The following is a 15,016-nucleotide window of genomic DNA, read 5'->3' on the forward strand; positions in this document are numbered from 1 at the left end:
CCGAACCCGTTCGATTCTCGGCGTCACAATTATCATCCCGGGCCCGAAAGGGAGTGGTATGAGTACCGACACCGCGCCGAACGGCGAGACCACGCCCCGAATCGAGGTGACCGAGACCGCCGCCGAGGAGGCGCTCGCGCTCCTCGACAGCGAGGGCCTCGACGCCGACGAGGCCGGTCTCCGGCTGTTCGTCCAGCAGGGGGGCTGTGCGGGCCTCTCGTACGGGATGCGGTTCGACGAGTCCGCCGAGGCCGACGACACCGTCTACGAGCACCACGACCTCCGGGTGTTCGTCGACCCCGCGAGTCTGAACTACATCGAGGGCAGCGTCGTCGACTACGAGGACGGCCTTCAGGGTGCGGGCTTCCACGTCGAGAACCCCAACGTCGTCAGCGAGTGTGGCTGCGGCGAGAGCTTCCGGACGTAAGCCGGCGCCTACGCCGTCCCGTCGAGCGCGTCCGGATCGACCACCCGTACTGCGCATGGCGTCGAACCGCTCGTCGCCGAGTCGCGCGCCGTCGGTGATCCCGTAGACCTCGTCGTCGCCGAACTGGGACGCGACGAACCACCGGGCGACGAGCGCCCAGTAGTTGCAGTGGCGTACGGCGATCTCGACGCCGGACGCCATCTGTTTTCGTGTCGTCCGTTCACACTACGTCCAGCGGTCGCATAAAGCTCCGAGAACTACCGACAACGACCCGAACGTGGGTTCGGTCGGCTCTCAGTCGCCGCCGTCGAACCGCTTGCGGACGCTCTCGGCGTGGGCTTCGAGCCCTTCGGCTTCGGCGAGCGTCGTGATCGTCTCCGAGAGGTCGCCCAGTCCCGTCTCGTCGAGGCGCTGGACCGTGGTCGAGCGCACGAACGTGTCGACCGACAGTCCGCCGGTGAGCTTCGCCAGCCCGTTCGTCGGCAGGACGTGGTTGGTCCCGCTGGCGTAATCGCCCGCCGCGACCGGGGTGTACGGCCCCAAAAAGACGCTCCCGGCCGAGTCGATCCGGTCGAGGATCGCCTCGTCGTCGTCGGCCTGAATCGAGAGGTGCTCGGCGGCGTACTCCTCGGCGAACAACACGGCCTCGCTCATCGAGCGCGCGACGAACAGCCCGCTGGTCTCGTTGTCGAGAGCCGCCCGGATCGTCTCGGTGCGCTCGCGTTCGGGAGCCTGCCGGTCGATCTCGTCGGCGACCGCCTCGGCGAGCGCCTCGTCGTCGGTCGCGAGCGCGACCGCCGCGTCCGGGTCGTGTTCGGCCTGCGCGAGCAGGTCGGCCGCGACCAGTTCGGGGTCGGCGGTGTCGTCGGCGACCACCAGCACCTCGCTCGGCCCCGCGAGGAAGTCGATCTCGACGTCGCCCCGGACCTCGGCCTTCGCCGCGGTGACCCACTTGTTGCCCGGCCCGACGATCTTCTGAACCCGATCGACCTGTTCGGTGCCGTAGGCCATCGCGGCGACCGCTTGGGCGCCCCCGACGCTGACCACGGTGTCGGCGCCGGCGACGTGGATCGCCGCGAGCGTCGCCGGGTTCAGTTCGTCGGCCGGCGGGGTCGCGACCAGCACCTGCTCGACGCCCGCGACCGTCGCGGGGATCACGCCCATCAGCGCGCTGGAGGGGTAGGCCGCGGCCCCGCCGGGGACGTACACGCCGACGCGCTCGATGGGGCGAAACCGCCGGCCGAGTTCGCGGCCCTCGCCGAACGACTCGCGCCAGTCGTCGGGCGCTTGGGCCTCGTGGAACTCCCGGACGTTCCGAGCGGTGGCCTCGATCGCCGACCGGAGGTCGTCGTCGAGATCCTCGTAGGCGCGTTCGGCCGCGTCGGTCACGTCGAGGTTGCCGACTTCGACCCCGTCGAACTCCCGGCAGAACTCCCGGACCGCCACGTCGCCCTCCTCGCGGACGCGCGCGACGATGTCGCCGACGTCGTCCCGAACCGCCTCGATGCCGGCGTCCCGGTCGAACAGCGCTCGCCGGTCGTCCGGCCCGAGGTCCGCGATCTGTCGTGCGTTCATACCACGCGGTTCGGAGGCCGGGCGAAAAACGGTTTCCTTCCGGCCGGGGACCCGACCGGCGATCGACCGCTCAGACGTCGGGCGTCTCCATGATGTCGGGGACGCCGGCCGCGGTGATCGTCTCGCCGACCACGTAGGAGGCCGCGGGGCTGGCGAGGAACTGCGCGACGTCGGCGATCTCCTCGGACGTGCCGATCCGGCGTTCGACCTGCTCGCGGTCGATCTCGTCGGCGCTGACGCCCATCTGGGACTCGACGCCCGGCGTGGCGACGAACCCGGGCGCGATGCAGTTGACCCGCACGTCGTCGCCGGCCCACTCGAACGCGAGCGTCGAGGTCAGGTTGATCACGCCCGCCTTGGCCGCGCCGTAGTGGCTCATGTGGGGCGCGCCCTTCTGGCCGGCGACGCTGGCGAGGTTGATCACCGCGCCGCCGCCGTCCTCGCGCATGCGCTCGCCGGCGACCTGCGTGCAGTGGTAGGTCCCGTGGAGGTTGATGTCCACGATGGTCTCCCAGCCGTTCTCGCTGATGTCCCCAAAGGAGGCCATGAAGCTCGCGCCCGCGTTGTTGACCAGCACGTCGACGCCGCCGAACTCCTCGACGGTCGCCTCGACCAGCGCCTCGACCGCGTCCCGGTCGGTCACGTCGCACTCGACCGCGAGCGCCCGGCCCTCTCGGTCGCTGTCGGCGATGGCGTCGGCGACCGGGTCGACGTTGTCCTGCTCGCGCGAGCAGACCACCACGTCGGCCCCGTCGGCGGCGAACCGCTCGGCGATCGCCTTCCCGATGCCCGAGCTCGCGCCCGTGACGATGGCGGTCCGACCGTCGACGCCGAACTGGTCGGTCGTCACGCGCGTCCCTCCGTCCCGATCGCCGCGTTCGAAGCTACCATTGTTAACACAATCTCCGTATTGTCGCCGATCGTTAATAAAGGTGGGCCGCGGTGCGGTCGCGACCGGTGCGAGACCAGATCGGGGCAGACCGAACGGGCTCGGCGACTCAGCCGTCCCGATACCGAGTGAGGTGTTCGACCTCGCCGGCGTCGACGTCCTCGAAGGCGTCGCGCGCGATGACGCGCTTGTGGACCTCGTCGGCGCCGTCGATGATCCGGAACTGCCGGACGTTCTCGTAGAAGTCCGCCAGCGGGAGGTCCTTGCCGATGCCGTTGCCGCCACAGATCTGGACCGCGGTGTCGACGGCGTCCTGGACGACGTTGGCGGCGTAGGTCTTGCTCATCGCCACCTCGGTCCGGGCCTCCTCGCCGGCCGCGATCCGGTCGGCGGCGTGGCGAACGGTCGTCCGGACCGCGTGGAGGCGGGTCTCGGCCTCGGCGATTTCGAACCGGAGCGCCTGCTTCTCCGAGAGCGTCCCGTCGAACGCGCGCCGTTCTTCGGCGTAGGCCTTCGCGACGTCGAGGGCGCGCTCGGCCATCCCCGAAAAGCGCATGCAGTGGGTGAGTCGGGCGGGTCCGAGCCGCTGTTGGGAGATGGCGAACCCCGCGTTTTCGGCCCCGAGCAGGTTCTCCTCGGGGACCCGGACCCCGTCGTACCGGATCTCGGCGTGGCCGATCCCGGTGAGTCCGCCGCCGACGTGGGGCACGTCTCGGACGACCTCCACGCCGGGCGCGTCGGCGGGCACGAGGAAGATCGAACACCCCTCGTAGGGGTGGGCGTCGGGGTCGGTCCGCGCCATCACTAACAACACGTCGGCCTCGCTTCCCTGCGTGGTCCACCACTTGTGGCCGTCGATGACCCACTCGTCGCCGTCTTTCTCGGCGGTCGTGCGTATCATCTTGGGGTCGGAGCCGGCGCCGTCCATCGGCTCGGTCATCGAGAACCCCGACCGGATCTCCCCGCGAGCGAGCGGCCCGAGCCACCGCTCTTTCTGGTCGTCGGTCCCCACCAGTTCGAGCGTGTGCATGTTGCCCTCGTCGGGCGCGTCGACCCGGATCGCGGCGGCCCCGAGCAGGCTCCGACCCGCCTCCTCGAACAGCGCGAGCGCTTCCCGGAACCCGAGGCCGAGCCCGCCGTACTCCTCGGGAATCTGGGGCGCGTACACGTCGTACTCGCGGGCCGCTTCCCGGAGGCTCTCGATCGTCTCGGCCGTGACGGGCGGGCCGCCGAGGTGCTCGCGCTCTACCGGTATCACTTCCCGGTCGACGAACTCCCGAACTCGGTCGGCCACCGCCTCCCCGCTCGCTGGGTCGTCGTACTCCATACGCCAACGTCTCCGCAACGATGTAAAAATATTACTCCGTTTCGGTTACTCGCGTAAGTACTATACCGGCGTTGGGCGTACAGTAGATCGACGCGGACCGTGGCCCAGGCGGGTCGCTCCGACGGCCGCATCCGACCACGAACCATGACCGACGACGAATCCGACTACTTCGACCGACTCGTCGACGAACAGGCGCTTCGAGAGTATCTCGCCGATCGACTGGGCGAGCCAGACGACTACGCGGTCGCCCACCACGAGGAGGGGTACTCCAACGAGACGCTGTTCGTGACGTGGGGCGACCGAGAGCTGGTCGTCCGACGGCCGCCGCCGGGCGAGACCGCCGACACCGCCCACGACGTGCTCCGGGAGTACCGCGTGCTCGACGCGCTCGGGGAGACGGCCGTGCCGGTCCCGACCGCGGTGCTGGCCTGCGAGGACCGGTCGATCATCGGGAGCGACTTCTACGTGATGGAGCGCATCGAGGGCGACGTACTCCGGCGGCGCGAGCCCGATCGGTTCGGCTCCGTCGACCACCGCCGGCGCGTCGGCGAGGAGCTCGTCGACGGCCTCGCGGAGATTCACGCCGTCGACTACGAGGCGGTCGGGCTCGACGATTTCGGCCGGCCGGCGGGCTACACCGAACGGCAGGTCGAGCGCTGGACCAAACAGCTACAGTGGGCGTTCGAGCGGACCGCCGACGAGCGGGCGGTCCCCCAACTCCGGAGGGTCGGCGAGTGGCTCGCCCAGCACTGCCCGGCCGACCACCCCGAGACGCTCGTTCACGGCGACTACAAGCTCGACAACGTGATGTTCGGGCCGGGGACCCCGCCGGAGCTCGTCGGGGTGTTCGACTGGGAGATGGCGACGCTCGGGGACCCGCGGGCGGACCTCGGTTGGCTGCTGTCCTATTGGCGCGATCCCGGCGACCCCGAGCCCGCCACGCCCGACCTCACCGCGGCGTTCATGGAAGCCGAGGGCTACCCGACGCGCCGAGAGCTGGTCGATCGCTACGAGGCGGCGACCGGGATCGAGTACGCCCACGACCGGTTCTACCGGACGCTGGCGGTGTACAAGCTCGCGGCGCTCGGCGAGATGTTCTACCGGCGGTACCTCGAAGGCAACAGCGACGACGACCTCTACCCGCTGATGGAAGACCGCGTGCCCGCGCTCGCCGACCGCGCCCAGCGGATCATCGACGGCGGCGAGCCGTTGTAGCGCCGCCGGGAGCGCGGCCACCCCCACCTCGAATTACCAAATTTTTGAATAGCCGAACGATCGGTTAATATCGGTAGCGTAGCTCGGTGGAGTTAAGTCGGCGTGTCACGAACCGATTGGGCATGACGGTCGATAGCATCCAGCGAGTCGCGGTGGTCGGCGCGGGCAACATGGGCCACGGCATCGCGGAGGTCGCCGCGATGGCGGGCTACGAGGTCGCGATGCGCGACGTCGAGGCCGAAATCGTCGCCGACGGCTACGAGGACATCGAGTGGAGCCTCGAAAAACTCGCCGAGAAGGGCCGGCTCGACGAGCCGGTCGAGACGATCCTCGACCGGATCGAGACCACGACCGCCCTCCGGGCCGCGGTCGAGGACGCCGAGCTGGTGATCGAGGCCGCGCCCGAACAGATGGCGATCAAGAAAGACGTGTTCGCCGACGTCGACGAGTTCGCGCCCGAGGACGCGATCCTCGCGTCGAACACGTCGAGTCTCAGCATCACCGAGATGGCGTCGGCGACCGACCGGCCGGCGTCCGTGGTCGGTCTGCACTTTTTCAACCCGCCGGTGAAGATGGAGCTCGTGGAAGTCGTCTACGGCGCCGAGACCGCCGACGAGACAGCCGAGACCGCCGCCGCGTTCGCCGAGTCGATCGGCAAGACCCCGATCTACGTCCGGAAGGATGTCCGGGGATTCGTGGTCAACACGGTGCTGGGGCCGTTCTCGGCCGAGCCCGCCTGGATGGTCTCGGAGGGCGAGGCCACCGTCCGGGCGGCCGACGCCGCGATGGTCCACCGCCGGGGCTACCCGATGGGGCCGTTCGAACTCGCCGACCTCACCGGCATCGACGTCGGCTACCACGTCCGCGAGGAGGGCGGCCGGCCGATTCCGCCGATCATGGCCGAGAAGGTCGAGCGCGGCGATCTCGGGCGGAAGACCGGCCGAGGGTACTACGACTACGAGGACGGCGACGGCGCGGACTACGAGCCCGGCGACGGCGAGGACTTCGATACCCTCCGAGTGGAGGCCCGGATGGTCAACGAGGCCGCGGGGCTCGTCGGCGAGGACGTGGCGACCCCCGAGGAGATCGACACCGGGGTCACGCTCGGACTCGGCTTCCCGGAGGGGATCTGTCGGCGGGCGGACGAACTCGGCCTCGAGACGGTCCTCGACGAACTTCGGACGCTCCGCGAGGAGACGGGCGACGACCGGTTCGCGCCCGACGACTACCTTCTCGAACTCGTCGAGAACGGCCGGACCGGCGAGGCGGCGGGCGCGGGGTTCCACCGCTACGACGACGGCGAGTCGGCGTCGGACGCCTGAACGCCGAGGGACTACTCGTCGCGTTCGGCGTGTAACCCCTCGAATATCTCGGGGTCGGTGCCGAACTTGAGCACGTTGTGGATGACCGAGTTGCGGACGTTGGCGATCACGTCGCCGTGGGCTTTGTAGAATTCGTGGATCCAGCGCGACTCGGACTCCCGATCGGGGAACATCATCACGGTCTTCCACTGGTACTCGCCGTCAGAGAGGAAGTAAAACAGGGTGTGGGGGTCGTCGCGGATGTACTCCATCGCCTCGCGCCACCCCTCCGCGAAGTGCTCGGGGTTGAACTTGAACTCGAGCAGGCCGAAGATGTAGTACTCCTCGTTCGGGATGATGGCCTCCCGAAACACGCCCTCGTTTCGCATCTGACGGATCGACTCGCTCACGGTGACGTGCGAGACGTCGATGTCGTACTCCTCGGCGAGGATGTCGGTGAGATCCCGCGAGGACAGCTGGGGGTCCCGCGTGAGCTCGCGCAGGATGGCGATGTCGCGGTCCTTGAACTCCCAGTCGGGAGGCTCCGATTCGGCGGTCATGATGGGTAGGTTTCCGGGAGTGCGTTAAGAGGGTTGTCCTTCCAAAGGGCGCCGCGGTCGCCCTGCGAGCCACCGCGGTTCTGTCGGGGCGAACTGTCTCGGCCCCGGGGTCACCGAGACGGTCGAGGGCACGAACCGGGTGTCGGCGCTACTCATCCTCGTCGCGATCCCGGAGTTCGTACTTCTGGACTTTCCCGGTCGTGGTCCGCGGGAGTTCCTCGACGAACTCGACCTCGCGGGGGTGTTTGTACTCCGCGAGGTTGTCGAGGCAGTACTGCTTGAGTTCGTCGGGAGTCACGTCGACGTCGGGCACCGGCACACCGTCAGACTCACCGTCCGACGAGCCCCCACTCGCGGTGCTCGCGGGGACGACGAACGCCTTCACGGTCTCGCCCCGCCGCTCGTCCGGAATCCCGACGACCGCGGCGTCGGCGACCGCCTCGTGTTCGAACAGGAGCTCTTCGACCTCGCGGGGGTAGACGTTGTAGCCGGCGGTGTTGATCATGTGTTTCTTCCGGTCGACGACGTAGAAGAAGCCGTCCTCGTCCCAGTAGCCGATGTCGCCGGTGTGGAACCACCGCTTGCCGTCGGCGTCGGTGAACGCCTCCGCGTTGGCCTCCGGGAGGTCGTAGTAACCTTTCATCACGTTCGGTCCGGCGACGACCAACTCTCCGGTGATCTCGTCGAGATCGGTCTCCTCCTCGTCGACCGGGCCCGCCTCGACCGGCGGACGCTCCTCGAAGCTCCCGTCGACGATCCTCGCGTCGACGCCGTCCAGCGACTTGCCGATACTGCCGACCCGGCGTCCGGCCTCGGGGCTGTTGAAGTGGGTCACGGGACTGGTCTCGGTCAGGCCGTACCCCTCGTAGATCTTCACGTCGTAGAGCTCCTCGAACCGCCGGAGGACTTCGATCGGGATTCCCGAGCCACCGACGCCCGCGAGCCGGAGCGACGAGAGGTCGAACTCCGCGGCGTTGGGCTGATTTATCACGTCGTTGTACATCGCGGGGACGCCGTGCATCAGCGTGAGTCGTTCGTCCTCGACGAGCGAGAGCGCCTGCTGGGCGTCCCACTCGGGGAGCGGGTAGTAGGCGCCGCCGTTGAACAGGGTCGCGTTCATCACCACCGTCATCCCGTAGATGTGAAACAGCGGGAGCACGCCCAGTTGCTTGTCGTCGGTCCGGATGCCGTCGGGGACCAGATCGGCCGCGGTCTGGGCGTTCGACGCGAGATTTCGGTGGGTGAGCTGGACGCCCTTCGGTCGACCGGTCGTCCCGCTGGTGTAGGGCTGGACCGCCAGGTCCTCGTCGTCGCGCTCGACCGCCTCGAGTTCGTCGTCGGCGAGAAACGCCTCGAAGTCGGTGCCCGAATCGACCGCCTCGCCCACGGTGACGACGTGTTCGACCGCCGTGTCGGCCCGGACCTCCTCGACGAACGGGACGAGGTCCGAGAGGGTCACGACCGTCCGCGCCTCGCTGTCCTCGAGCAGGTGGCTGATCTCCCGTGACTTGTACTGGGGGTTCATCGGGACCACGACGCCGCCCGCCCGGAGCGTCCCGTGGAACGCGGTCACGAACTGCGGGAGGTTCGGGAGATAGATCCCCACCCGGTCGCCCTCGCCGACCCCGCGGTCGTCCAGCGCGGCGGCGAACTGTCCAGTTCGCGACCAGAAGTCCTCGTAGGTCGTCTCCCGGCCCTGATACGAGAGCGCGACTTCGTCGGGGTGTTCCTCCGCGACCGATCGTACGTGCGTGGCAATATCTGCCATATAGGGTACGTATCGGAGGTCACCCTCTAAAGCGTTGCCCCGACCCGAACCGATATTGGACCTAATCGGCCTATTCGCTAACGATCGTAGCCGTTAGCAGTTTGATCCTTACGATGGAACTCCGGGCTCGGGCGCCGGGCGTCGCCGTGGCCGTCCGAGTTCGGTCGACTGGGCCAGAGCGCAGATCGAATCCGACTCGACGTGTCATACATCATCGACGAACGTCTATCGTAACTGATAGTGACGTTGTTAAGCGTGCCAGATGTTATCACTGGTGGCTATGGCGGGGGACGGGATACAACGACGACACTTCTTGCACGGGGCGGCAACTGCCGGCGTCATCGGACTGACCAGTACGACGACCGGTGCTCAAGAGACCACGACGGACGGCGACGGCGGCGACGGCCAACAGTTGTCGCTCCGGGTCGGGACGTCGGCGGGCGGCACTCGCGACGTCGGACTCGCGGTCGAACGCGCGGTCAGCCAGCACAGCGACGCGCTCGACTACTCGACGATCGAGAGTCCGGGCTACATCGGGACCATCTTCCGGATGGCCCAGGGGCAGTTCAACGCCGGCATCACGGACAACAACTCGCTGACGAAGGCGATGGACGACCGCGGGCGGTTCTCCGAACAGTCGGTCGATCAGGTGCCCTACTACGGATTCTACGCGTTCCCGTACAGCATCTACGTCGTCGCGCGCGACGGCACCGACATCGAGACGTTCGACGATCTGGCGGGCGCGAACGTCTACCCGGCCGAACCGGGCTACTCGACCCGGGCGACCACCCTCGACGTGTGGTCCCAGGAGCCGACCGCCGACGTGTTCGAGCAGATGAACCTCCAGAACATGGGCGTCGACTCCGCGCCGGGCGCGATGGAAGAAGGCCGGATCGACGCCGCCATCGCGTACGGCACGCCGGGAGTCAGATACACCGGCTGGGTCCGGGAGTTCGCCTCCCGGGTCGACGTCCACTACGTCGAGCCGACCGACGCGCTCATCGAGTCCGCCGAGTCCTACGACGGAGCGGGGACCAGCCGGACGGCCTACGACGACTGGAGCATGGATCAGGACATCGGCACCGACGAGGTGTTCACCTGGGACCTCCAGGTCAACTACACGTTCAACCCGGCCGCGAGCGAGGACGCGGTCTACGAACTGTGTCGGGTCGTCGACGAGCACAACGAGACGGTCAACGAGGCCGAAGAGCAGTTCAACGACTTCGAGTCGGTGAGCGAGATGCACGCCTCGGCGATCGAGCGGCTCCCGGTCCACCCCGGCGCCGCTCAGTACTACAAGGACAACGACGCCTGGAACGACGACCTCCAGGTCGGCGAGTAAACCACGGCGGCGCGACGAGAGCCCCTCTCCGGAGGGGCGAACCTGTTCACAGACACTATGAGTTCAGAGACAGACCGAGCCACCCTAACGACCAGATTCCTCGGGGGCCTCGACGTGACGGTCACGATCGCCGCGGTCGTGTTCTGGGCGATCGTCCTCAACTGGTCGTACAACCAGCAGATGTCGAACGTCAAGTACGCCGTCATCTTCGTCGGCGGAATCATGACGGTGTACGCCATCGACCAGAGCCGGCAGGCGCTCGAGGAGGGCGACTGGGTCGACACCGCGGTGCTGTTGCCGACCTCGATCGTCCTCATCACGGCGTCGGTGTACTTCGCGTCGAACTTTCAGGACGTCTATCTCCTCCGGCAGGGGTACGCGCTCGACCACGAGTACATGCTCGCGCGGCTCATCATCCTCTCGTTGCTGTATCTCACCTGGCGGGAGTTCGGAAACCTCTTTCTCGGGCTGGTCGCGGGGGTGATGCTCTACGGGGTCTACGGCAACTACGTGCCGGGCGTGCTCGGTCACGCCGGCATGAGCGAGCTGACGCTTCTGCAGGCGACCGTCACCGATCTCTACGGCTTTTACGGGAGTCTGACCCAGCTCACCGCCTCGTGGATCGCCCCGTTCTTGCTGTACGCCGGCCTGCTGTTCGCGTACGGCGCGTTCGACCTCATCCTCCGGGTCGCCATCGTGGCGGCCCGCCACATCAAGTCCGGGGTGGCCCAGACCGCGGTGCTGGCGTCGGCGGTCATCGGCTCGATCAACGGCTCGTACACCGCCAACGCCGCGATGACCGGTTCGTTCACCATCCCGACGATGCAAGACAGCGGGATGGCGGGCCACCGCGCGGCCGCCATCGAGTCGGTCGCCTCGACGTCCGGGCAGGTCCTCCCGCCGGTCATGGGCGCCTCCGCGTTCGTGATGGCGTCGTATCTGGGCGTCCCGTACATCGACATCGTGGTCGCGGGGCTGATCCCGGCGGCGATCCTGGTCGCCTGCATCGCGGTCGCGGTCCACTACGTCGCGATCAGCGACGCGAGCAGTCAGGACATGGAGTTCTCCGAGTTCTTCGACGACGAGCTCTCCTCGAAGCAGAAGCTCTTCGAGGGGGTCCGGTTCGGCGTCCCGTTTTTCGTCCTGATCTACCTGCTCGGGGTCGCGCAGTTCACCGTGATGACCGCCGCGCTGTACACGATCGTCGCGATGGTGCTTACCGGCGTCCTGATGCCGACGGTCCAGCGCGCCGTCGACGGCTCCGAGGTTTCGCCTGTCGGGGAGCTCCTCACGCAGGTTCGAAACACCGTCGGCGGGTTCCGACGGGGCGCGATCATCCTCGCGCCGATCGCGATCATTCTGGTCGTCATCAGCGGCGTGGTCAACATCTTCGGGACGACCGGCGTCCCCGCGAAGATCGCGCTGCTTTTGATCAACCTCTCGGGCGGGGTGTTGTTGTTCGCGGTGTTGCTCGCGATGGCGGTCTCGATCCTGATGGGCGTCGGGATGCCCACCGTCGCCGCCTACGTCATCGTCGCCATCCTGATCGCGCCCACGCTCATCGCCGACTTCGGGATCACCGAGATCTCGGCCCACTACACCGTGTTCTACGCCGCGATCCTCGCGGGGATCACCCCACCGGTCGCGACCGCGGCGGTGGTCGCGGCCGGCATCGCGGGCGCGAACTTCTGGCGGACCTGCGGGGTCGCGATCAAGATCGCCGCGCCGCTTTTCGTCCTCCCGGTCGCGTTCGTCTACAACCCCGAGCTCGTCTCGCTGTCGGTCGGCCTCGACAACGCGGTGGTCGGGTCGATGGTGCTGGTCGGCGGCCTGTCGCTGATCTACGGGCTGAACTACCCCTTCGAGATGCGGCCCGGCCGGCGGATCGGTCTTCGGGCCGGACTGACCGGGCTCGGGCTGTTCGTGATGGTCTATCCCGGCCGACTGTTCAAGCTGGCGGGTATCGCGGTGTTCGTCGCGGTGTTCGTCGCCGAGAAGGTCGTGACGAGGGGGCTCCAGTTGCCCTTCCTCAAGGGGGTGGGTCAATGAGTACCTCCCAGGATGATCCCGAAGAGCAGGTCGACACCGAGGACGTCGGCGGACTGGGCGAGGTGCTGCCCGACCAGTTGGACCCGGTGTGGGGCCGGGTCGAGTCGTTCCAGGCGTTCCGGCGACGCCACGGGGACACCTACACCAAGGCGATGGAGGCGATCCTCGGGGCGGCGCTCGCCGCGGGCTACCTCTACTGGCTGTTCCTCTACCTCACGGGGTGAGATCGGGCGGGCGAGCCCCGAGCGCGGTCCGACTGGGCGTCGCGCCGCCGTCCGATTCGCTACTCGTGCCACTCCGCGGCCCGCGCCACGTCGTGGGGGATGTGGCCGTCCTGTTCCCGGACGTCGTCGAGGTATGCCCGGAGTTCGGGCGCGAACGACGGGTGAGCACACTCCTCGACGATCAATTCGGCGCGCTCGACCGGCGCGAGCCCCCGCACGTCGGCGACGCCCTGTTCGGTCACGAACACGTCGATGTCGTGTTCGGTGTGGTCGACGTGGAACGCCATCGGGACCACCCGAGAGATCTCTCCGCCCTTCAGCGTCGAGGGGAGCGCACAGACCGACACCAGCGCGTTCCGGTTGTAGTCGGCCGACCCGCCGATCCCGTTTATCATCCGGGTCCCGCGGGCGTGGGTCGAGTTGACGTTGCCGTAGATGTCGATTTCGACGGCGCTGTTGACGCCGACGACTCCGAACCGGTCGATGAGCCCCGGGTGGTTCGAGACGTCGGCCGGTCGGAGGACGACGTCCTCGGCGTAGCGCTCGACGTCGTCGAACAGCCGACGCTGGCCCTCGTCGGTGAGCGCCAGCGAGGTCGCGCTCGCGGACGCCAGCCGGCCCGCATCGAGCATGTCGAACAGTCCGTCCTGGACGACCTCGCCGAAGTACACCACGTCCCGGTCACCGAAGTCCAGTTCCTTCAGCTCGCCCATCAGCGCGTTGCCGAGCGAGCCGACGCCGAACTGGAGGTGGACCGCGTCGTCGAACGCGGCCGAGCGCGCCAGCTCGTCGGCGAGAAACGCCCCGAGATTGGCCGCGACCGCCAGATCGTCGTCGGTCGGGTCCCGGAAAGTGTAGGTGTCGTCGGCGCGGTCGGTCTCGACGACCCCGACCAGCGTCTCCGGCTCGAACTCGACGAACGGGTCGCCGATCCGGCCGCCGGGATCGGCCAGCGGGATCGGCTCGCGGTCGGGCGGCGCCCCCGGCCGATAGACGTCGTGGAGCGCCTGTAGTTCGAGGGGCTGGGCGCGGTTGAGTTCGATCACCAGCCGATCGGCCGCCTCGACGAACGCCGGCACCTGCCCGAGCGACGTCGAGGGAACGAACCACCCCTCGCCGACCGCGATCGCCTCCACGACCGCGACGTCGGGGTCGACCAGCCCGCCGTACTGGACCTCGTCGCCGATCGCAGAGGCGTTCCGGTCGCCGAACGCGATCTCGCGGGCGTTGGTCTTCGCGCGGGCGACCGACGACGACTGGTAGGAGAACCGCCGGTCGACGGCCCCCGACTCGACGAGGTCGACGTCGATCTCCGCGCCGACGTTCCCGCTACTCACGAGCGTCAGCGACAGATCGCGGTCCGATTCCGCGAGCGCGAGCGGTATCAGCTTGGGGTAGCCGACGCTCCCGAAGCCGCCGGTGAGCACCGTCGCGTCGGCGTCGATCCCGGCGGCCGCGGTCTCGGCGTCGAGCCTCGTCGGATCGCCGTAGAGGCGTCGGTCGACGGTACCCGGCTCGGGTCGCGTATTGTGCGTCATGTGTGGACACGCCCCTAAACGGTCGGCGGTGGGTTGGAACTTCCGATACCGACGAGCTCACCGTTACGACTCGTCAAAAGGTATTTTCCTCCGAGTTCCCGAGAGACAGTATGGTCCCGCTGGAGATGGGATGGCGCCACCTGTTGTTCGAGAACTGGCCGGTCGACCCCGACCTCGTCGACGCTCACCTCCCCGACGGGCTAACACCCGACGTCCACGACGGATCGGCGTGGCTCTCGGTGGTCCCGTTCACCAACGTCGCCGTTCGACCGAGCGGCGTCCCCGAGCGACTCGGAATCAGGCTCCCTGAGCTCAATCTCCGGACGTACGTCACCCGCGACGGCGTTCCGAGCGTCTACTTCTACAGCCTCGACGCGCAGGGAGTCGTGAGCGTCCTCGGCGCCCGATTGTTCCAGCATCTGCCCTACTACTACGCACGAATCTCGCTCGAGCGGGCCGACGGCCGGATCAGATTCAGTAGCCGGCGGCGCCATCCCGGCGCTCGTCCCGTCCACTACGAGGCGAGCTACTGGCCGACCGGCGAGCCCTTCTCGGCGTCCGAAGACTCGTTGGCCGCGTTTCTCACCGAGCGCTATCGGTTCTACACGCAGGCCCCGGACGGGACGATCCGATACACCGACGTCGACCACGACCCGTGGACGCTCTATCCCGCGGCCGCCGACGTCGAGACGAACACGCTGTTTTCGGCCAACGGTTTCGGGACTCCTGACGCCGACCCGGTGTGTTACTACAGCCCGGGCCTCGACGTGGTCGCCTCTCGAAGCGAGCGGGCGTAGCTCT

At 68.0% G+C, this 15,016-nt stretch carries 12 protein-coding genes and 1 pseudogene; 7 read left to right on the forward strand and 6 right to left on the reverse strand.

Going from position 1 to position 15,016, the window contains the following annotated elements:
• Positions 1 to 58 precede the first annotated feature (58 nt).
• Positions 59 to 427, forward strand: coding sequence for a HesB/IscA family protein (locus EPY72_RS16390; protein WP_134672148.1), 369 nt, complete (start codon positions 59 to 61; stop codon positions 425 to 427).
• A 294-nt stretch (positions 428 to 721) separates the two neighbouring features.
• Here EPY72_RS16390 and hisD read toward each other — a convergent pair whose 3' ends face one another.
• From hisD to EPY72_RS16405, 3 genes are all read right to left on the reverse strand, one after another.
• Positions 722 to 2,002 (reverse strand): histidinol dehydrogenase, encoded by a 1,281-nt coding sequence (gene hisD, locus EPY72_RS16395; protein ID WP_135807118.1) that lies wholly within the window; start codon positions 2,000 to 2,002, stop codon positions 722 to 724.
• Between the two features lie 70 nt (positions 2,003 to 2,072).
• Positions 2,073 to 2,852, reverse strand: a complete 780-nt coding sequence (locus EPY72_RS16400) for an SDR family NAD(P)-dependent oxidoreductase (RefSeq protein ID WP_134672145.1) — start codon at positions 2,850 to 2,852, stop codon at positions 2,073 to 2,075.
• A gap of 148 nt (positions 2,853 to 3,000) precedes the next feature.
• Complete coding sequence (locus tag EPY72_RS16405; RefSeq protein WP_135807119.1) at positions 3,001 to 4,218, reverse strand: acyl-CoA dehydrogenase family protein; 1,218 nt, start codon at positions 4,216 to 4,218, stop codon at positions 3,001 to 3,003.
• Between the two features lie 144 nt (positions 4,219 to 4,362).
• Here EPY72_RS16405 and EPY72_RS16410 point away from each other — a divergent pair, with 144 nt between their 5' ends.
• Positions 4,363 to 5,433, forward strand: a complete 1,071-nt coding sequence (locus EPY72_RS16410) for a phosphotransferase family protein (RefSeq protein WP_135807120.1) — start codon at positions 4,363 to 4,365, stop codon at positions 5,431 to 5,433.
• 122 nt (positions 5,434 to 5,555) lie between these two features.
• Positions 5,556 to 6,740: pseudogene (locus EPY72_RS16415) on the forward strand (3-hydroxyacyl-CoA dehydrogenase); the annotation flags it as partial.
• Positions 6,741 to 6,766: 26 nt separating this feature from the next.
• Here EPY72_RS16415 and EPY72_RS16420 read toward each other — a convergent pair.
• Both EPY72_RS16420 and EPY72_RS16425 read right to left on the reverse strand, forming a co-directional pair.
• A complete protein-coding gene (locus EPY72_RS16420; RefSeq protein WP_134672141.1) occupies positions 6,767 to 7,294 on the reverse strand; it encodes an Lrp/AsnC family transcriptional regulator in 528 nt (175 codons plus the stop codon).
• A gap of 148 nt (positions 7,295 to 7,442) precedes the next feature.
• Positions 7,443 to 9,062, reverse strand: coding sequence for a long-chain-fatty-acid--CoA ligase (locus EPY72_RS16425; protein WP_135807122.1), 1,620 nt, complete (start codon positions 9,060 to 9,062; stop codon positions 7,443 to 7,445).
• Between the two features lie 280 nt (positions 9,063 to 9,342).
• On the opposite strand from EPY72_RS16425, the gene EPY72_RS16430 reads away from it, so the two are divergent.
• The 3 genes from EPY72_RS16430 to EPY72_RS16440 are packed head-to-tail and all read left to right on the forward strand — an operon-like array spanning position 9,343 to position 12,677.
• Positions 9,343 to 10,404, forward strand: a complete 1,062-nt coding sequence (locus EPY72_RS16430) for a TAXI family TRAP transporter solute-binding subunit (RefSeq protein WP_134672139.1) — start codon at positions 9,343 to 9,345, stop codon at positions 10,402 to 10,404.
• Positions 10,405 to 10,461: 57 nt separating this feature from the next.
• Positions 10,462 to 12,453 (forward strand): TRAP transporter permease, encoded by a 1,992-nt coding sequence (locus tag EPY72_RS16435; protein ID WP_135807123.1) that lies wholly within the window; start codon positions 10,462 to 10,464, stop codon positions 12,451 to 12,453.
• Positions 12,450 to 12,677 (forward strand): hypothetical protein, encoded by a 228-nt coding sequence (locus EPY72_RS16440; RefSeq protein WP_134672137.1) that lies wholly within the window; start codon positions 12,450 to 12,452, stop codon positions 12,675 to 12,677. Before EPY72_RS16435 ends, EPY72_RS16440 begins: the two co-directional genes overlap by 4 nt.
• A gap of 59 nt (positions 12,678 to 12,736) precedes the next feature.
• On the opposite strand, the gene EPY72_RS16445 is transcribed toward EPY72_RS16440, so the two are convergent.
• The gene (locus EPY72_RS16445) at positions 12,737 to 14,215 is read right to left on the reverse strand and encodes an acetyl-CoA hydrolase/transferase C-terminal domain-containing protein (RefSeq protein ID WP_135807124.1); all 1,479 of its coding nucleotides are present in this window, start codon (positions 14,213 to 14,215) and stop codon (positions 12,737 to 12,739) included.
• Positions 14,216 to 14,325: 110 nt separating this feature from the next.
• On the opposite strand from EPY72_RS16445, the gene EPY72_RS16450 reads away from it, so the two are divergent.
• Positions 14,326 to 15,012 (forward strand): YqjF family protein, encoded by a 687-nt coding sequence (locus EPY72_RS16450; protein ID WP_135807125.1) that lies wholly within the window; start codon positions 14,326 to 14,328, stop codon positions 15,010 to 15,012.
• Positions 15,013 to 15,016: the final 4 nt, after the last annotated feature.

Origin of the sequence: Halorussus marinus, from assembly GCF_004765795.1 — an archaeon.
GTDB classification, from domain to species: Archaea; Halobacteriota; Halobacteria; order Halobacteriales; family Haladaptataceae; genus Halorussus; species Halorussus marinus.